The sequence below is a fragment of the Parerythrobacter aurantius genome, assembly GCF_045291475.1.
Classification (GTDB): Bacteria; Pseudomonadota; Alphaproteobacteria; order Sphingomonadales; family Sphingomonadaceae; genus Parerythrobacter; species Parerythrobacter aurantius.
This window is the reverse complement of the sequence record NZ_CP147985.1, coordinates 2,258,796-2,276,509: the sequence shown is the minus strand read 5'-3', so window position 1 is coordinate 2,276,509 and position 17,714 is coordinate 2,258,796. Positions and strand designations below refer to the sequence as shown.

Sequence of the window (17,714 nt, the reverse complement as noted above, 5' to 3'; positions counted from 1 at the left end):
CCTTCAGAATGTGCTTTCGGGGATGATGATGACGTCGCCCGGGGCGAGGAGGACGTTGGCCTTGCTGTCGCCCTTGCGCAGCAGATCGCTCAGCCGCAGGGCATATTCCGTCTGCTTGCCGCTTTTCGGATCGCGCCGGATTAGTTTCGCCCGGTTGCCGGCAGCGAATTCGCTGAGCCCGCCCACAGCGATCATGGCGTCGAGGACGGTCATGTTGGCGCGGTAATTGATCGAGGCCGGCTGCGCGGTCGCACCGATCACGCGGACCTGCTGGCTGAAGGTTCCGGCAAACTTGGTGACGATGACCGAGACGATCGGCTGTTCGATATACTGCGACAGGTGCAGGCGGATATCTTCCTGCAGCATCGCCGGGGTCTTGCCGACCGCAGGCATGTCGGTAACCAGCGGGATCGAGATACGCCCGTCGGGTCGCACCTGGATCTTGTCGGCGCTCAGTTCGGGATTGCGCCACACGTTGACGGACAATTCGTCGAGCGGACCGATCACGTATTCCTGGCTCGGGCCTTCCTGCAGCGCCACGAAATTGGCCGACGGCAGTTCCTGGCCGCCGCCGCCGCCGACGCAGCCGCCGAGTGCGAGCGCCGCCATGGCGCTGCCTGCCAGAAGCATGGAAAACCGGTTGTGAGACATCGAAACGCGTCCTTGGCCTTGTGCAGGAACCCTGCCATCCGACGGACTACGGACGGACGGGTCGCTGCGATTTGGCTGCGTTTCTCGCCAAAAAAGGTGAATATCCTGTTAGCCTTGGCCACTTTGTGGAGGGCGTTCCCGAAACGGGACGCCGGCGCCGTAAAGGTTAAGCGGCCGTTAGCTTAAACCAGCACTTCGCGCGCGGGCCCCTGCCCAAGGAACTGCGCCGGCGAAGCGCTGGCGCCGTAGGCCCCAGCGCAAAAGATGGCGACGATGTCGCCGACGTCGGCGCGGGGAAGGAACGCCTTGTCGGACAGCCGGTCCAGCGGCGTGCAAAGGCAGCCGACCACGTTCTGGACCTCGTCGGCGGTCGCACCGAAGCGGGTGACGATGGCCGCCGGGTAGTTGCGCCGGACCACGGTGCCGAAATTGCCCGAGGCGGCGAGCTGGTGGTGGAGGCCGCCGTCCGTCACGAGGAATATCTCGTCATGGCTGACTTTCCGATCGACTATCCGGCAGAGGTAAACCCCCGCAAGGCCGACGAGATAGCGGCCAAGCTCGATACACAGATGGGCATCCTGAAGCGTTGCTGGCAGGTCGGCAAAGCGCTTCTCCAGCGCCTCGCCGATGGCGGCGATGTCGAGCGGTTCGTCGCCGTGGAAATAAGGAATGCCGAAGCCGCCCCCCATGTTGAGCTTCGGCAGCGGCCGGCCGATGTCGCGCGCTATGCCGTCTGCCAGATCGAGGACGTTGGCCTGTGTCTCGATGACCGCATCGGCGGACAGCGCCTGGCTGCCGGTATAGATATGCAGGCCGCGCCAGTCCGCCCCGGCATCGATGAGCTGCCTGGCAAGCGCCGGGACCCTCTCCGCATCGACGCCGAAGGGCTTGGCCCCGCCGCCCATCTTCATTCCCGACCCCTTCATGTCGAAGATCGGGTTGACGCGGATCGCAAGGCGCGGGGCAATCCCCAATCGCCCGCCGATCGCCAGCGCGCGCTCGGCCTCGCCTTCGGATTCGAGATTTAGCGTGACCCCAGCCGAAATCGCCGCTTCGAGCTCCCAATCCCGCTTGCCCGGCCCGGCGAAGCTGACCCGCGACGCATCGATCCCGGCGACCACGATCTTCTCCAGTTCCCCGCCCGATGCGATATCGTAGCCATCGACGAGGTCGGTCATGAAGCCCAGCACATCGGGATGCGAATTGGCCTTAATGGCGTAATTGATGTGCAGCCGGGCCGGCATGGCGTCGCGCAGCCGCGCCATTGTTTGCGCGATGACGGCGCGCGAATAGACGAACAGCGGCGTATCGCCTGCCTCCTCGACCAGTTCTGTCGCCGTCCTGCCGCCAATTGCGAGCTGGCCTTCGATTACCTGATAGCCATCAGGGATCGGCCCCAGCGGCTTGCCGGGAAGCTTGTCGGCCTTGCTCATGCCCCGATCTCCTGCGCAATCGCGGTCCGGTCAAGCTTGCCGTTGGGATTGAGGGGCAGAACCTGACGCCAGTGGATCACATGGGGCTGCATGAAATTGGGCAGTTCCCGGGCCAGCGCCTTGGGCAGGTGATCCTTGGGATCGATCGCCCCCGGCATCGCCCGGACGACAAGATGCACTGCATGGCCGAGCCGCTCGTCCTTGACCCCGAGCGCCACCGCTTCGGCCACCAGCCCGGTGGCGCGCGCAGCGTCTTCGATCTCCTGCGGGCTGATGCGGTTGCCCGCGCTCTTGATCATCGCATCGCGCCGACCGACGAAATAGAGCAGGCCGTCGGCGTCGCGCCTGACCCTGTCGCCCGACCAGACCGCCATCCCGCCATATTCCGAGGCCGCGGGTGCCGGTTTGAAACGCTCGGCGGTTCGCTCCGGATCGTTCCAGTATCCCTTTGCCACTAGCGGGCCGCAGTGGACCAGTTCGCCCTCCTCGCCCGCGCCGGACACCTGCCCGGCATCGTCGATGACGAGGATTTCGGCGAAAGGAATGGCCTTGCCCATCGATGTCGGGTGGCTATCGACCAACGCAGGATCGAGATAGGTCGAGCGGAAAGCCTCGGTCAGCCCGTACATCGGAAACAGCCTTGCCTGCGGGAACAGGCCCTGCAGATCCGCCACAAGTTCCTCCGTCAGCGCACCGCCCGAATTGGTCAGTCGCCGCAGCGGGGCAACGGCTTCGGCAGGCCAGTCGGTTTCGGTGAGCTGGACCCATAGCGGCGGAACGGCGGCCAAAGTCGTGATGCCGTGGGTGGCGCAGGCTTTGACTACATCCTTCGGAAACAGGTAATCGAGCGGGACCACGCTGCCGCCCGCATACCAGGTCGAGAGCAACTGGTTCTGGCCATAGTCGAAGCTGAGCGGAAGCACCGCCAGCGTCACATCGTCCGCTGCCAACCCCAGGTAATTGCTCACGGAAACGGCGCCGAGCCACATGTTGGCATGGCTCAGCATGACCCCCTTGGGCCGCCCCGTCGAACCGCTGGTGTAGAGGATCGCTGCAAGGTCATCCGGATCGGCATCGGATAGGCCAAGGGCGCCATCATGTGCATCCACAGCCTCCCGGCAAACACCTTCCTCGAACGAAACGCACCCCGACGGTACATCGCCAGGTTCCAGCGTCTTCAAGCGCGCCGCCGTCCCCAGCAGCATCGCCGAACCGCTGTCGGCCAGGATATGCGCGACCTGTGCCCGCTTGAGCAGCGGATTGATCGGTACATGGACCAGCCCGGCGCGGGCGCAGGCGATCGGCAACAGGCAGGTCAGCTCGCCCTTGGCCGCCCAGCTCGCGACACGGGCTCCCTTTTCGGGCACTTGCGCCTTGAGCCATGAAGCCAGCACAGCGACACGGGTTCTTAAGTTCTCATAGCTAAGGGTTTCCCCGCGCAGGATCAGCGCCGGGGCATCGCCCTTGCCGCGTTCGGCGAGGTGATCGAGCGGCCTGGGTGTCGGATCAAGCGTAGAGAACATCAGTTTTCCGAGGGAATTTCGTGACTGCGATTGCTGCCAGCTATCACGACAGGGTTAACGTCTTGCAAGGGACGAATGCTCTTGCCGCATCGCCCTTCGACCGGCCGGAGTGGTTTGCCCTGCTCGCCGAACGCTCGCCGCCGCTGGTGGCGCTCGCCAGCGATGGCGAGCAGAGCGCTGCGCTCGCCCTGACCCGGGCCAACGGCCGGATCGAGCCGTTGCGCCATTGGTACAGTTTCACCTGGCGCCAGCTCGCGCCCGAGGGGCCCGATGGCGACCGGTTGCTTGCCGCTATCGCGCGCGACCTGCGCCGCCAGTCGCATCGGGTGACGCTGTCCCCCGTGCCCGACGAAGACGGTTCGGCCACGCGGCTCGAAAAGGCATTCCGCGAGGTCGGCTGGCTGGTCCACCGCGAACAATGCGACTTCAACCACGTGCTGCCTGTGAAGGGACGCAGCTTCGTACAATACTGGGCCAGCCGCGACGGGCGGATGCGCACCACGCTGAAACGAAAGGCGAAAAGGGTCGAGGTCGAGCTCTTGACCCGCTTCGATGCGCAGGCCTGGGACGCGTACGAGGAAATCTACGCGCAGAGCTGGAAACCGGCCGAGGACACGCCCGAAATCCTACGCCGCTTTGCCGAGGCCGAGGGTGAGGCGGGCCGCATCCGCCTCGCCATTGCTCGCCACGCAGGGCGACCGGTCGCTGCGCAGTTCTGGACGGTCGAGAACGGCACCGCCTACATCCACAAGCTCGCCCATCTCGAGGAAATGAAGCACCTTTCCGCCGGAACCACGCTCAGCGCCGCGCTGTTCGAGCATGTGATCGACACCGACAGGGTCGAACTGGTGGACTTCGGCACGGGCAACGACCGCTACAAGGCCGACTGGATGGAGGAGGTGCGCCCGCGCTACCTGATCGACTGCCTCGACCCGGTGCAGCCCAAGGCCTTGCCGGCGCTGAGCAAGCGAATCCTTACCCGGCTTGCACGCAGCAAGTCGCAAAGCTAGGGGCTGGCCCAGGAACAGGGGCAGTCAGGAAAGAGCATGGCATCCGATCCCGTCAACGATGACGCCGGTGCGAACAAGGACCGGCTTGGCCCGAGCCGGGCGAAGATCGACGCGACCTTACGATCGGTCCTGAGCGACGTGCTGGGGCTCGATCCCGAGGATGTCGAGGAATTCGACAACGACACGGGCCTGTTCGGCCATTTGCCCGAACTCGATTCGATGGCGGTCGCAGGGCTCCTGACCGAACTCGAGGACCGGCTCGACATCCTGATCGAGGACGACGACGTCGACGGCGAAATGCTGGAGACCTACGGCGGCCTGCTCGCCTTTGCCGAAGCCAAGGTCATCGAGGGCTAGGCACCAGCATGTTCGCCGAGTGGCCCTGCCCGCAGCCCGGCGGCGATTCCCGGGGCGAGATGGCGCGCGTCTTCGCGGGCAAGGACCGCAAGCACCGCCTGCTGGTGATCCCGCCGCTGTTCGACGAACACAACAAGCTGCGTCGCCAGCTGGTCGAAGTGATGCACCGGCTCGACCTGTCGGGCATTGACAGCGTGCTGCCCGACCTTCCCGGCTGGAACGAAAGCCTCGCGGCACTGGAAGCACAAAGCATGGATAGCTGGCGCGAAGCCGTTCGGGCAGCGGTAGCGCACTTCAAGCCTACCCGGTTCCTTGCCGTGCGGGCGGGCTGCCTGCTGGTGCCCATCGGCCTGCCCGGGTGGGACTATGCCCCGCTCGGTGGCAAGCAGGTGCTTCGCGGCATGGTCCGGGCGCGCATCATCGCTTCAAAAGAGGCGGACCGCGAGGAAACGAGCGACGAGCTCATGGCCATGGCCCGCAATGTCGGGATTGAGCTGGCTGGCTGGAAGCTCGGGCCCGAACTCGTGACCCAGCTGGAGTCGGCCGAGCCGGCAGAGAGCCCGCTGCGCAGCCGTATCGATCAGGCCACCGTCGGCGGCAAGCCCCTGTGGCTGCGGGCCGAACCCGACGAGGATCCGGAACAGGCTGACGCGATCGCTGCCATCATCGCCATTGCGATCGATAGCACGGGAGGGTTCGAGTGAGCCGCCTTCACCTCACCTTTCCCTGCCGCAAGCACCTGCTGGCAGGCACGCTCGACACCGCGCCTGCCACCACCGGCCTGTTGATTGTCAGCGGCGGCAACGAGCTGCGTTCGGGTGCCTTCGGCGGGCAGGCTGCGATGGCCGAACGGATCGCACGCGCGGGCTTCCCTGTGTTCCGCTACGACCGGCGCGGGATCGGCGACAGCGAAGGCGAGAACCGCGGGTTCGAGCGCAGCGAAAGCGATATCCGCGCCGCGGTCGAAGCTTTCAAGGCGATGACCCCCTCGGTCGTCCGCGTGATCGCATTCGGCAATTGCGATGCGGCAAGCGCGCTGATGCTGGCCGGCGGTGCCGGCTGCGACGGCCTGATCCTGTCGAACCCCTGGACGATTGAGGACGACAGTGACGACAGCCCGCCAGCGGCGGCCGTCCGGGCGCGTTATGCGCAAAAGCTGAAGGATCCCAAGGAAATCAGGCGACTTTTGACCGGTGGCGTCAATATCGTGAAGTTGTTCAGGGGCCTGAAGAAGGCTTCCACGACCGAAGCTCCTGTCCCGACCGGGCTCGCCGAGCGAATGGCAGCCGGTATCGCGGACTTCGAGGGGCAAATTAGGTTCGTTCTCGCCCTGTCGGATCGCACGGCGCAGGTGTTCGACAGCGTCTGGCCGGCCGACGATCAGCGCGTCCAGCGCTGCGAGAGTGCGAGCCACGCCTGGGTCGAACCCGAAGCGCGCGCCTGGCTCGAAAAGCAGATCCTGGAAGCCCTGCGCGCCTGATCAGCGGGTAAACAGGCTCGCCAGTTCGACATGCGTCGACCAGCGGAACTGGCCGACCGGACGAACTTCCTGCAGGGTGAAACCCGCTTCTACCAGCCGCTTGGCATCCTTGGCCCAGCTCGCGGGGTTGCAACTGATATAGACGACGCGGGCCACGCTGCTTTGCGCGATTTGCTCCACCTGTTCGCGCGCTCCGGCGCGTGGAGGATCGAGCAGGATCGCGCCGAACTTGGCGACTTCCTCAGCCAGCAAGGGATTGCGGAACAGGTCGCGGTGCTGGGCGAAGACGGGCTTGCCCGACTGGCGCGCCGCCAACTGGCAGGCGAGATGTGCATCGCGGGCAGCCTCGGCGGCCAAGACTTTCTCCGGGTTCGCAAGAGCCAGCGCAAAGGTACCGAGGCCGGAGAACAGGTCGGCAACCGGTGTGATGCCGGACAGCCATTCCTGCGCCGCAGCGACCAGCGCCGCTTCGCCATCGTCGGTTGCCTGCAGGAACGCGCCGGCCGGAAAACCAACCGCTACGCCGCCCAGAGTGATCGTCGCCGGTTCCGGCTCCCAAACGGTCTCGGGGCCATAACCGTCATCGACGGTCAGCCGGGCCAGCCCATTGTCGCGGGCGAAATCGAGCAGTGCTTCGGTCTGCGCCAGCCCCTCCGCACGGATGCCCCTGATGCCGCAGACGACACCCTGGTCGACCAGTGCAAGTTCGATATCCGCAGCGAACTTGCCGCCCCACTGCCGCAGCATTGTGCGCAAGGGCGCGACCAGCGCGAACAATTCCTGTCGCAGGACGGGGCACTCGCCAAGGTCGACGATCTGGTGCGACCGGGCTTCGCGGTACCCGAGCAGGACGGCGTTGCCCCTCCGCTGGGTATGGAGCGTTGCCCGGCGGCGGGCGTGCGGAGGCGAGAGGTGGGCCGGAGCCACCGTTTCAGCGACAATCCCCTGCCCTTCGGCCGCATGAACCACCCGTTCAGTCACGAAGCGGGCAAGCGCGGCGTCGTCGGCGTGCTGAAGCTGGCATCCGCCGCACACTCCGAAATGCCGGCAGGGCGGCGTAACGTGGTGCGGTCCAGGAAACAGCGTGCCATCGTCCCCGACCGCGTCGCCCGGTACCGCGCCGGGCACGTGACGGCCGTCGGCTGTCACACCGTCGCCCTTGGCAGCAATTCGAACGATCTCGGTCGGCAGGCTCACAACAGCGCCGCGTAGGCGCTCGGAACGGCTTGCGCCAGAGTGGACGCGGAGAAAGCCGCACCTGCTGCCCGCGCCGCCTCGTGGTGCAGATGGACGGCCTCGCTCGCTGCGGTCGCCGGGTCCGCACCGCCCGCTAGCCGCGCGGCGAGAATACCTGCGAGCACATCCCCGCTCCCCGCGACCGACAGCCAGCTCGACCCTTGCGGGAAATAGGTAACGCCTCCGGCATGGGCGAGCAGGGTATCGGGGCCCTTGGCAAGCACTGTCAGGCCGGTGCGCTGCTGGAGCGCGACGGCGCATTCGCGCTTGCCCTTTGCGTCGATACCGAAGGTGTCGCAAAGCCTGGCGAGTTCGCCTTCATGCGGCGTTACGACAACTCGCGAGGTCTCCACGCCTTCGAGCAGGTCGTCGTCGAGCAAGTGCAAGGCGTCGGCATCGACGACCAGCCGCTTGCCGGAACCAAGAACCGCAGCAAGGCGGATGCGTGCCGCTTCGTCACGCCCCAGCCCCGGGCCGATCAGCACCGCCCCCAGCCGGTCATCATCCAGCAGCCGCGCCAGGTCGCCTGTCTCCACCACCAGGTCGGCTGGCGGTGCGGCGGTCGGCCCGTCGGCAAGAAGCTTCACATAGCCTGCGCCCGCACCCATTGCCGCCCGCGCGGCTAGCACGCTCGCGCCCGGCATGGCCCCTGGCACCACGCCGACGAGGCCGCGCCGATACTTGTGGGCATCCCATGCGGGGCTGGCGAAGCTTGGCTTGCCCGACACGCGCTCGCCCGTCCCCGTATCGCCGATGCCGATGTCGACCAGCTGCAGCGTCCCGCAATTTGCGGCAGCTTCACCGGTCCAGTGCGCCCGCTTCCAAGCGCCAAGGACGATCGTGCAATCCCACGCCGCCATGCCGTCCGGCCATTCGCCGGTGTCGGCATCGACCCCGCTCGGCACATCGATCGCCACACTGTGCGCGTGCTCCATTCGCAAGCGGCGCAGCAGCGCGCGATGTTCCGCCGAAAGCGGTCGCGAAAGGCCGCTGCCGAACAGGCAATCGACCAGCACTTCGCCGCCGGTGCCTGCAGGTTCGGACACGGTCTTGCCGCGGAAAACCTCGGCCGCTTTCTTCGCGGCTTCGGTCTTTGGCGCGAGCGGCGCGACGACCCGCACCGTGCCTCCGTGCCGGGCGATTTCGGCGGCAATGACATAGCCGTCGCCGCCGTTGTTGCCGGGGCCGCACAGCACGGTCACGGGCCGCCCCCCGCTGATGCGCCACACCCACTCGGCCGCGCCCTTGCCGGCGCGCTGCATCAGTTCCTCGACCGAAGTCCCGGCATCGACGAGCGCCTGTTCCGCCGCCTGCATCTGCGCGACGGTCAGCACCTGTCGCAGGCGCTCGCTATTCGGCACTGGCTTTCGCCGGGAAGCGGTAGCGATCCTGCCCGACCACGACCTCCAGCACGTTGCCGTCGAGGCGGTTCACGGCCGTCTCGGCCCCGTCATGCGGAACCATGCCGCTGCCGTCCTCGGCCAGTGTGAACAGGCGAAAACCGCCGCCGGGCTGGTTGACGCGGTAGATTGTCCCGCCGTCGCGTTCGAATTTCTGCAGTGTGCAACTGTCGCTGAACTGGCTGCCGGGCCCGATCGCGCAGGCGAGCATCTGGTCCCCCGCCTCGACCGCTGTCGCAGTCTCGTTTTCTCCGCCGGAGCAGGCAGCGAGGAACAGCGCCAGAGCCGGGGCGCTAGATATCCGCATAGACGTGCCGCTCGGCCTTGGCGCCCGGGTGGGTCACCGCGCCACCGACCGCGGGGCCGACGTTCTGCGCATAGCGCCACAACGCCCCCGCCTGGTAGTCATTGGTGCGCGGCTGCCACGCCAGGCGGCGCTGCGTCAGGACCTCGGGCGCAACCTGCAAGTCGATCGTGCCCGCCACGGCATCAATGGCAATGATGTCGCCGTTCTCGACCAGGGCGATCGGCCCGCAATCGGCCGCCTCCGGACCGACATGCCCGATGCAGAAACCGCGGGTCGCGCCGGAGAAGCGCCCGTCGGTGACGAGTGCCACCTTCTCGCCCATGCCCTGCCCGTAAAGCGCCGCGGTCGTGGACAGCATCTCGCGCATACCGGGGCCGCCCTTGGGCCCTTCATAGCGGATCACGATGACGCAGCCTTCGGCAATATCGCGGTCCTCGACCGCGCGGAACGCGTCTTCCTCGCAATCGAAGACACGGGCCGGTCCGGCGAATTGCAGCCGTTCCATCCCCGCGACCTTGACGATCGCGCCCTGCGGGGCGAGCGTGCCCTTGAGCCCAACCACGCCGCCCGTCGGGGTGATCGGGGTGGCAACGTCGTAGAATACCTTCTGGTCGGGGTTCCAGGTAATCTCCTCGATGTTCTCGCCCAGCGACTTGCCGGTCACGGTCAGAGGCTCTGGGTCGAGGAAGCCACCGTCCAGCAGCGTCTTCATCGCCATATACACCCCGCCTGCCTCGTGCATGTCCTTGGCGACATATTTCCCGCCCGGCTTGAGGTCCGCGATATAGGGCGTCGACTTAAAGGTTTCGGCGACGTCGAACAGGTCGAAATCGATCCCGCATTCGTTGGCCATCGCAGGCAGGTGCAACGCGGCATTGGTCGAGCCGCCTGTTGCCGCGACGACCCTTGCCGCATTCTGGAAAGCGGCCTTGGTACAGATATCGCGCGGGCGCAGGTTTCTCTCGAGCAGCGTCATGACCTGGCGCCCGGCCGCGACGGCGATCTCCTCGCGCGAGCGGTAGGGCGCGGGCGCCATGTTGCTGTTGGGCAGGGACAGGCCGATGGCCTCGCCGACGCAGGCCATGGTATTGGCGGTGAACTGGCCGCCGCACGCACCGTGGCCGGGGCAGGCGACCTTTTCCAGCGCGATCAGTTCCTGCAACGGACAATTGCCTGCCGCGTGCTGGCCCACAGCTTCGAACACGTCGACCACAGTCACGTCGCGCCCGTGGAAGGTACCCGGCAGGATCGATCCGCCATAGACGAAGATCGAGGGGATATTGAGGCGCAGCATGGCCATCATCATACCCGGCAGGCTCTTGTCGCAGCCGGCGAACCCGACCAGCGCGTCGTAGCAATGCCCGCGAACCGATAGTTCGATCGAGTCCGCGATGACCTCGCGGCTGACGAGCGAGCTCTTCATGCCCTGGTGGCCCATGGCGATACCGTCGGTCACGGTGATGGTGTTGAAGCGCCGGGGCATGCCGCCGCCTTCCTCGACCCCGCGCCTTGCGATATCGGCCTGGGCATCGAGCGTGGTGTTGCAGGGCGCGCTATCGTTGCCCGCGCTCACGACCCCGACGAAGGGGCGGGCGATCTCTTCTTCGGTCAGGCCCATGGCATAGTAATAGGACCGGTGCGGCGCCCGCTCGGGACCGACCGAAACGTGGCGGCTTGGCAACCTGGACTTGTCAAATGAATGGGTCACGCCTGGAATTCCTCCCGTTGACGGCAGCTTTCGCCGTCTTGGGGTGCGATTTCAAGCACACACCGGCTTTAATCGGCCCTAGCCACTCTTGAGCAAGGCCGCCGTTCGCTGCACGAGCCGGGCAACCAGCCCCGCCCAGTGGACTTGTGCCGTATCGGTGGCGATGAGATCCTGCCGGATTTCGAGCCCAAGATAGGCGCGCCCCTCGGCCTCGGCATGGCGGTTCATCGTGTAATTGAGGTCACGGCCCGAATAGGGAAGGTTGTCGCCAACCATCAGGCCCTCCGCCTCCAGCAGCTGAATGGCGATCTGCGCCGCGCGGTCGTCGGTATTGTAGAGCACCCCCACCTGCCACGGGCGGGTTGCGTCGGAGGTCTCGAGGCGCGGAGTGAAGCTGTGGAGCGAAAGGATCAGCGCCGGTTCGCTTGCGGCCAACCATGCGGCCAGCGCGGTGTGATAGGGGCGATGGAAGCGGGCCAGCCGCGCTTCCCTGTCCGCGCCGACATTGCCGGGGATCGGGTGCCCGTCGCTGGCTTCGGGGACAAGGCCGGGGGCGGTCTCCTCGCGGTTCAGGTCGCACACAAGGCGGCCGACGGCGGCGATGTGCGCGGGGATCGCGTATTCACGTGCCAGCAGTTCGGCGATGGCTTCGGTGCCAATGTCGACAGCGATGTGTTCGCCGAGCAGGTGCGCGGGGATGCCGAGATCAATATCGGCGGGCACGTGGTTCGAGGCATGGTCAGCGGTGCAGACGATCCCGCCAAGGGTTGGCGTGCCGAGCTGGCGGTAGGCTTCACTCATGCCCCACCTCCGTTCGCCCTGAGCTTGTCGAAGGGCCGCACTCGTTTTGATGCCAAGCGCACAATCGCAAGAAGGACAATGCTTCGACAAGCTCAGCACGAACGGGTTTTTGGAAACTCACCGCAGCCGCCCCGCCATCGTCCACCACCCGGCAGGCATCGCGGCCGCCGCCGCGTCCCGAGCCTCGGGCGTGTCGTAGAGCGCAAAGCAGGTCGCGCCCGAGCCGGACATGCGTGCCAGCCACGGTGCGGTGGCTTCGAGTGCCGCCAGCACATCGCCGATCACTGGACAGAGCGAAATGGCGGGGGCTTCGAGATCGTTGCGCCCTTCCCTCGCGATTTTGGACGCGGGGCCTTGCGGCAGCGCCCCCCTGTCCTCGCCATCCCATGCCTTGAACACCGGGCCGGTGGAAAGCGGCACGCGCGGGTTGACCAGCAGGACGGGCGTTCCGGCGAGGTCGTCCTCGACCGCAAGCTGCTCGGTGCCGGTGCCAAGGCCGATATGGGTGCGGCTGAGGACGCAGGCCGGCACATCCGCGCCGAGCTTTGCGGCACGCGCCTGCCAGTCGTCCGGCAAGCCGTGAAGCACCTCGACGATCCGGAACATCGCCCCCGCATCCGCCGACCCGCCCCCGAGACCAGCCGCCACGGGGAGGTTCTTTTCCAATGTCACGGCGAGGCCCTGCGGTCGCGGCAGGGCATTCAGCGCGCGGGCGAGGAGGTTGTCGAAGGGATTGTCGAGCACGCCTGCAAACTCGCCCAGCGTGGTGACGCTGTCTTGCGCGGCAGGCTCCGCCGTCAGCACATCGCCTGCATCGACGAAGGCGAACAGGGTCTCAAGCTCGTGATACCCATCCTCGCGGCGCCTGCGAACATGCAGCGCGAGGTTGATCTTGGCATATGCGGTAGCGTGCACTGCAACCCTCAGGTTTCGCCCGAGCGGCGTCACATATTCGGATAGTTCGGCCCGCCGCCGCCTTCCGGAGTCACCCAGTTGATGTTCTGGTTGGGGTCCTTGATGTCGCAGGTCTTGCAGTGGACGCAGTTCTGGCTGTTGATCTGGTACTTCGGCGCTCCGGTTGCTTCGTCCACCAGCCATTCGTAGACCCCTGCCGGGCAGTACCGCGCCGAGGGGCCGCCATAGACGCCCAGTTCGCTCACCTTTTGCAATTCGAGGTCCGCAACCTGCAGATGGACGGGCTGGTCCTCGGCATGGTTGGTGTAGCTGTAGGCGACGTTGGTCAGGCGGTCGAAAGTGATCTCGCCGTCGGGCTTGGGATAGTCGATCTTGCGGAACAGGTCGGCGCGGCCGGTGTAGCTGTAGTCCGGCTCGTGCTTCATCGCGATCGGCAGGCCGATCCTGAGCGTGCGCATCCACATGTCTATGCCGGCCAGCACGGTGCCAATATCGCCGCCGAACTTGGCGACCGCCGGCTGGGCGTTCTGGACCAGCTTCAATTCCTTTGCGATCCAGCTTTCGCGCAGGTTCGCCTCGTAATCGGCCAGTTCGTCATTGGCGCGCTTTGCCGCGATGGCGGCGGCGGCGGCTTCGGCTGCGAGCATGCCGCTCTTCATCGCGGTGTGGCTGCCCTTGATGCGGGGCACGTTGACGAAGCCCGCGGCGCAGCCGATCAGCGCGCCGCCGGCAAAGGCAAGTTTCGGCACCGACTGCCACCCGCCTTCGTTGATCGCGCGCGCGCCATAGGCCACGCGCTTGCCGCCTTCGAGATATTCGCGGATCGCCGGGTGCTGCTTCCAGCGCTGGAATTCCTGGTAGGGGCTGACCCAAGGGTTGGCGTAATCGAGCGCAGTGACGAAGCCCAATGCGACCTGGCCATTGACCTGGTGGTAGAGGAAGCCCCCGCCCCAGCTATTGCTCTCGCTCAGCGGCCAGCCCTGGGTGTGGATCACGCGGCCCGGCACGTGCTTGTCGGGATCGATGTCCCACAGTTCCTTGATGCCGAGGCCATAGACCTGCGGCTCGCAGTTCGCCTCAAGGTCGTACTTCGCCTTCATCTGCTTGGTCAGATGGCCGCGCGCGCCCTCGGCGAAGAAGGTGTACTTGGCGTGGATTTCCATGCCCGGCTGGTAATCGCCCTTGTGGCTGCCGTCGGCAGCTATGCCCATGTCCTGCGTGATGACGCCCTTCACCGCGCCGTCATCGCCCACGATCACTTCGGCGGCGGGGAAGCCGGGGAAGACCATTACCCCCAGCGCCTCGGCCTGTTCGGCTAGCCAGCGGCAGAGATTGCCGAGCGAACCGGTGTAGCAGCCGTTGTTGGACATAAAGGGCGGCATCATGATGTGCGGCAGGCTGGTCTTCCCGCCCTTGCTCAGCACCCAGTGCCAGTTGTCGGTCACCGGTGTCTTGGCAAGCGAGCAGGTGTCGCGCCATTCGGGGAGTAGTTCGTCGAGGGCCTTGGGATCGACCACCGCGCCCGAGAGGATGTGCGCCCCGATCTCCGAGCCTTTTTCGAGCACAATGACTTCGAGGCTGTCGTTGATCTGCTTCAGGCGGATCGCTGCGGCGAGGCCGGCCGGGCCTCCGCCAACGATCACAACATCGCACGGCATCGATTCACGTTCGCTCATGGTCTTTGTCCTGGCCCTCTTTGGTCGGGAGAAATTGCGCCTGAAGCCTTGATTGCTGGGGCCTTGCAGGTCAAGACCTGCGGAACGCCATGATCGCGCAATCTCCCCTCGTTTCCGCTGAAGATATCGCCGGCGCCATCGACTGGTGGCGATTGGCTGGGGTCGAGGTCGATGCACGGGACGAGGCCAGCGGCTGGTTCATCGAACAGGACCAGTCGACACCGGAACCGGAACCCGCGGCCGCTACGGCAAAGCCTGCTGTCGCTCCGCCGCAAAAGCCCGCGGCACCGCCACCGCAAATGCCCGGTACCGCGTTGGCAGGGCTGGCAAAGGTGCCGGGAGATGCAACGTCCTGGCCTGCCGATCTGGCCGTCTTCCGGCAATGGTGGATGGAGGAAGAAAATTTTTCACCTGCCGGTGCCTTTCCCCGGGTCCCGCCGCGCGGCCATGGCGGTGCGGCACTCATGGTGGTGGTGGCCCAGCCCGAGGAAGGCGATGGCGATGTCTTGCTGGCCGGTCCGCATGGGGCATTGCTGGCAGGCTTCCTGCGAGCCGCCGGACTGGCCGAGAGCGAAACCTATTTCGCTTCCGTCCTGCCGCGCCATACGCTGCAGCCAGACTGGGCTGAAGTCGACGCCGCCGGATACGGCGCCTTGCTGGCCCATCATATCGGCCTCGCACGCCCGCAGCGACTGATTGTGTTCGGGCAGGACATCCTGACGCTTTTCCCGCACGAACCGGCGCAAGAGCATCCATTTTTACGAAGATTTAACCATGAGGGCGGACACATTCCGTTGCTGCCCGCGCGGGGCCTGGCCAACCTGGCGCGGCGCGGCGGGTTTCGCGCCAGGTTCTGGCAGCAGTGGCTCGAATTTTCGGACGGATAGATTTGGCATGGGTGGGAAACGCATGATCCGCAGTTTCGCGATCTCGACGATGGCTCTGCTCGCAGCGGGGTTGTCAGCCCCTGCCCCGGTCCTCGCCAATTCCTCGGCCGCCGAGTATTTCCGTGCCCGGGCGGAACGCAACAACATTCCAGAACTGCTCAGCAACGGTGACAAAGCCTATTACCGCGACCTGTTCGGGGCGATCGACGATGAACGGTGGGATGCCGTGCGGACGCTGCTGCGCGACCGGCCCGACGGTCCGCTGCATCAGGTCGCGCTGGCCGAATTCTACCTGCATGCCAACAGCCCGAAGGTGGAACTGCCGCAGATCCAAGCGTGGCTGGCGCAGGGAAGCCGCCTTCCCATGGCGGAACAGATCGCGAGCCTCGGCATGAAGCGCGGCCTTCTTGCCGCACCCTATTTGCCCGAAGAACAGGGCTTCGTCCGCCAGCCCTATATTACCAAGCGTATCTCTCCCAGCACCGTCCAGGACGGAACCATGCCGGGTTCCATCCGCAGCGCCATCCTCGAGCGGATCAAGAACGACGATCCCGACGGGGCCCGGCTGCTGCTCGACGGGATCGACGCATCGCTCAGCTCCGAGGCACGGGCCGAATGGCGCCAGCGGGTCGCCTGGAGCTACTATATCGAGAACCAGGACGCGGCCGCACTCGGCATCGCGCGCACGGTCGGCGAAGGCGGTTCCGGTAGCTGGGTCGCCGAAGGCGAATGGGTCGCAGGCCTTGCCGCGTGGCGCCTCGGCGATTGCCGCGAGGCCGCCGACAGCTTCCGCCGCGCCGCATCGCTGGCCGCAAACCCCGAACTGGGGGCTGCCGCGCACTATTGGGCCAGTCGCGCGCTGGTCCGCTGCCGCGAGCCCGAAAAGGCATCCGAACAATTGCGCGGGGCCGCGCGCATGGACGAGACGCTTTACGGGATGCTGGCGCGCGAACAACTCGGCCAGAAGCTTTCCGACCGCGGCGGCACACCGGACCTGTCGCCCGATGACTGGCAGCGCCTGCGCGTCAACGACAATGTCCGCGCCGCTGTTGCCCTGGCCGAAATCGGCCGTGACGACCTGTCGGACGAAATCCTCCGCCACGAAGCGCGGATCGGCAACCCCGGCGAATTCGACGCGCTTTCGCGCCTGGCTCGCGAACTTGGCCTGCCGTCCACGCAGTTGTGGATGGCGCACAACGTACCGCGCGGCGGCAAGCAGGAACCCGCGCTGCGATTCCCTGCCCCGAAATGGAAACCCATCGATGGCTGGCAGGTCGATCCGGCCCTGGCCTATGCCCATACGCTGCAGGAATCAGTCTTCCAGACCAAGGCGGTCAGCCCGGCAGGTGCCCGCGGCCTCATGCAGATCATGCCTGCCGCGGCGCAGGACCATGCCGCCCGGCTCGGCGTAAGGGGCAGTGCCAGCGACCTCGCCAAGCCCGAGGTCAATCTCGCGTTCGGTCAGCGCCACCTGCAGATGCTGCGCGACAGCGCGGCAACGCAGGGGCTCCTGCCCAAGATCATGGCGGCCTACAATGCGGGCCTCAGCCCGATCTCGCGCTGGAACAGCGAAGTGAACGACCAGGGTGATGCGCTGCTCTACATGGAAAGCATCCCGTACTGGGAAACGCGCGGCTATGTCGCGATCGTCATGCGCAACTACTGGATGTACGAACGCCAGGCCGACGCCGACAGTTCCAGTCGCAAGGCGCTGGCCGAAGGCAAATGGCCGACATTCCCGGGCATCACCGGCGGCAGCGGTGTGCTCGTGGCGCGGGCGCAATGATGGGTATCGACGAAAGCCTGCCCTTCAAACCGGTCCGCATCGCCTTGCTGACGATTTCCGATACCCGTTCGCTGGCGGACGACACCTCGGGCGACATCCTGCAGGAACGGATCCTCGCCAAGGGCCACGAACTCGTCAGCCGCGAGATCAGCCATGACAGCGTCGAGGAAATCGCCGCCCATCTCCACCGCTGGATCGAGGACGAGCTGATCGACGTCATCATCACCACCGGCGGCACGGGGCTGACGGGGCGCGATGTCACGCCGGAAGCGCTAGACCGCCTCAAGAGCAAGGACATTCCCGGCTTCGGCGAGTTGTTCCGGATGATCAGCTACGAGAAGATCGGCACCAGCGCCCTGCAGTCGCGCGCCTGTGCCGTGGTGGCGCGGGGAACCTACATATTCGCCCTGCCCGGATCGAACGGAGCTGTGAAGGATGGCTGGGACGGAATTCTCCACTACCAACTCGACAGCCGGCACAAGCCCTGCAACTTCGTCGAGCTGATGCCGCGCCTGCGGGAGCGCTGAGACCTTTCCTTTGTTCT

17 protein-coding genes are annotated in these 17,714 nt (G+C 66.0%); 7 read left to right on the top strand and 10 right to left on the bottom strand.

All coding sequences use genetic code 11. The features are described from left to right. Nucleotides 1-3: 3 nt before the first annotated feature. The 3 genes from WAB17_RS11360 to WAB17_RS11350 all read right to left on the bottom strand — a co-directional run bounded on the left by WAB17_RS11360 (nucleotide 4) and on the right by WAB17_RS11350 (nucleotide 3,607). A complete protein-coding gene (locus WAB17_RS11360) occupies nucleotides 4-651 on the bottom strand; it encodes an XrtA/PEP-CTERM system exopolysaccharide export protein (RefSeq protein ID WP_435417459.1) in 648 nt (215 codons plus the stop codon). Between the two features lie 182 nt (nucleotides 652-833). Next, complete coding sequence (locus WAB17_RS11355; protein WP_435417458.1) at nucleotides 834-2,084, bottom strand: pyridoxal-dependent decarboxylase, exosortase A system-associated; 1,251 nt, start codon at nucleotides 2,082-2,084, stop codon at nucleotides 834-836. Beyond that, entirely contained in the window at nucleotides 2,081-3,607 is a 1,527-nt protein-coding gene (locus tag WAB17_RS11350; RefSeq protein WP_435417457.1) for an acyl-CoA ligase (AMP-forming), exosortase A system-associated, read from the bottom strand. Before WAB17_RS11350 ends, WAB17_RS11355 begins: the two co-directional genes overlap by 4 nt. 20 nt (nucleotides 3,608-3,627) lie before the next feature. On the opposite strand from WAB17_RS11350, the gene WAB17_RS11345 reads away from it, so the two are divergent. The 4 genes from WAB17_RS11345 to WAB17_RS11330 are packed head-to-tail and all read left to right on the top strand — an operon-like array spanning nucleotide 3,628 to nucleotide 6,454. Then, nucleotides 3,628-4,617: a GNAT family N-acetyltransferase gene (locus tag WAB17_RS11345; protein WP_435417456.1), complete on the top strand. Its 990-nt coding sequence runs from the start codon at nucleotides 3,628-3,630 to the stop codon at nucleotides 4,615-4,617. Between the two features lie 36 nt (nucleotides 4,618-4,653). Continuing rightward, nucleotides 4,654-4,974, top strand: a complete 321-nt coding sequence (locus tag WAB17_RS11340) for an acyl carrier protein (protein ID WP_435417455.1) — start codon at nucleotides 4,654-4,656, stop codon at nucleotides 4,972-4,974. A gap of 8 nt (nucleotides 4,975-4,982) precedes the next feature. Beyond that, nucleotides 4,983-5,678 (top strand): hypothetical protein, encoded by a 696-nt coding sequence (locus WAB17_RS11335; RefSeq protein WP_435417454.1) that lies wholly within the window; start codon nucleotides 4,983-4,985, stop codon nucleotides 5,676-5,678. After that, the gene (locus WAB17_RS11330) at nucleotides 5,675-6,454 is read left to right on the top strand and encodes a hydrolase 1, exosortase A system-associated (protein ID WP_435417453.1); all 780 of its coding nucleotides are present in this window, start codon (nucleotides 5,675-5,677) and stop codon (nucleotides 6,452-6,454) included. The genes WAB17_RS11335 and WAB17_RS11330 overlap by 4 nt, the downstream gene beginning before the upstream one ends. Here WAB17_RS11330 and WAB17_RS11325 read toward each other — a convergent pair whose 3' ends face one another. The 7 genes from WAB17_RS11325 to WAB17_RS11295 all read right to left on the bottom strand — a co-directional run bounded on the left by WAB17_RS11325 (nucleotide 6,455) and on the right by WAB17_RS11295 (nucleotide 14,497). Then, entirely contained in the window at nucleotides 6,455-7,651 is a 1,197-nt protein-coding gene (locus tag WAB17_RS11325) for a class I SAM-dependent RNA methyltransferase (protein WP_435417452.1), read from the bottom strand. It abuts the gene before it with no gap. Further along, complete coding sequence (locus WAB17_RS11320) at nucleotides 7,648-9,051, bottom strand: NAD(P)H-hydrate epimerase (protein WP_435417451.1); 1,404 nt, start codon at nucleotides 9,049-9,051, stop codon at nucleotides 7,648-7,650. The genes WAB17_RS11325 and WAB17_RS11320 overlap by 4 nt, the downstream gene beginning before the upstream one ends. Beyond that, entirely contained in the window at nucleotides 9,041-9,397 is a 357-nt protein-coding gene (locus WAB17_RS11315) for a hypothetical protein (RefSeq protein WP_435417450.1), read from the bottom strand. Before WAB17_RS11315 ends, WAB17_RS11320 begins: the two co-directional genes overlap by 11 nt. Further along, nucleotides 9,384-11,105 carry a dihydroxy-acid dehydratase gene (gene ilvD / locus WAB17_RS11310; RefSeq protein ID WP_435417449.1) on the bottom strand — a complete coding sequence of 574 codons (1,722 nt, stop codon included), beginning with the start codon at nucleotides 11,103-11,105 and terminating at the stop codon, nucleotides 9,384-9,386. Before ilvD ends, WAB17_RS11315 begins: the two co-directional genes overlap by 14 nt. A 78-nt stretch (nucleotides 11,106-11,183) precedes the next feature. Further along, nucleotides 11,184-11,906 (bottom strand): N-formylglutamate amidohydrolase, encoded by a 723-nt coding sequence (locus tag WAB17_RS11305; protein WP_435417448.1) that lies wholly within the window; start codon nucleotides 11,904-11,906, stop codon nucleotides 11,184-11,186. Nucleotides 11,907-12,023: 117 nt separating this feature from the next. Then, nucleotides 12,024-12,821: a 4-(cytidine 5'-diphospho)-2-C-methyl-D-erythritol kinase gene (locus WAB17_RS11300; RefSeq protein ID WP_435417447.1), complete on the bottom strand. Its 798-nt coding sequence runs from the start codon at nucleotides 12,819-12,821 to the stop codon at nucleotides 12,024-12,026. Between the two features lie 29 nt (nucleotides 12,822-12,850). Continuing rightward, the gene (locus WAB17_RS11295; protein ID WP_435417446.1) at nucleotides 12,851-14,497 is read right to left on the bottom strand and encodes an electron transfer flavoprotein-ubiquinone oxidoreductase; all 1,647 of its coding nucleotides are present in this window, start codon (nucleotides 14,495-14,497) and stop codon (nucleotides 12,851-12,853) included. A gap of 89 nt (nucleotides 14,498-14,586) precedes the next feature. Between WAB17_RS11295 and WAB17_RS11290 the strand changes: the two genes are divergently transcribed. The 3 genes from WAB17_RS11290 to moaB are packed head-to-tail and all read left to right on the top strand — an operon-like array spanning nucleotide 14,587 to nucleotide 17,697. After that, nucleotides 14,587-15,384: a hypothetical protein gene (locus WAB17_RS11290; protein ID WP_435417445.1), complete on the top strand. Its 798-nt coding sequence runs from the start codon at nucleotides 14,587-14,589 to the stop codon at nucleotides 15,382-15,384. 22 nt (nucleotides 15,385-15,406) lie between these two features. Next, nucleotides 15,407-17,170, top strand: coding sequence for a lytic transglycosylase domain-containing protein (locus WAB17_RS11285; protein WP_435417444.1), 1,764 nt, complete (start codon nucleotides 15,407-15,409; stop codon nucleotides 17,168-17,170). After that, nucleotides 17,170-17,697: a molybdenum cofactor biosynthesis protein B gene (gene moaB / locus WAB17_RS11280; RefSeq protein WP_435419377.1), complete on the top strand. Its 528-nt coding sequence runs from the start codon at nucleotides 17,170-17,172 to the stop codon at nucleotides 17,695-17,697. Before WAB17_RS11285 ends, moaB begins: the two co-directional genes overlap by 1 nt. Nucleotides 17,698-17,714: the final 17 nt, after the last annotated feature.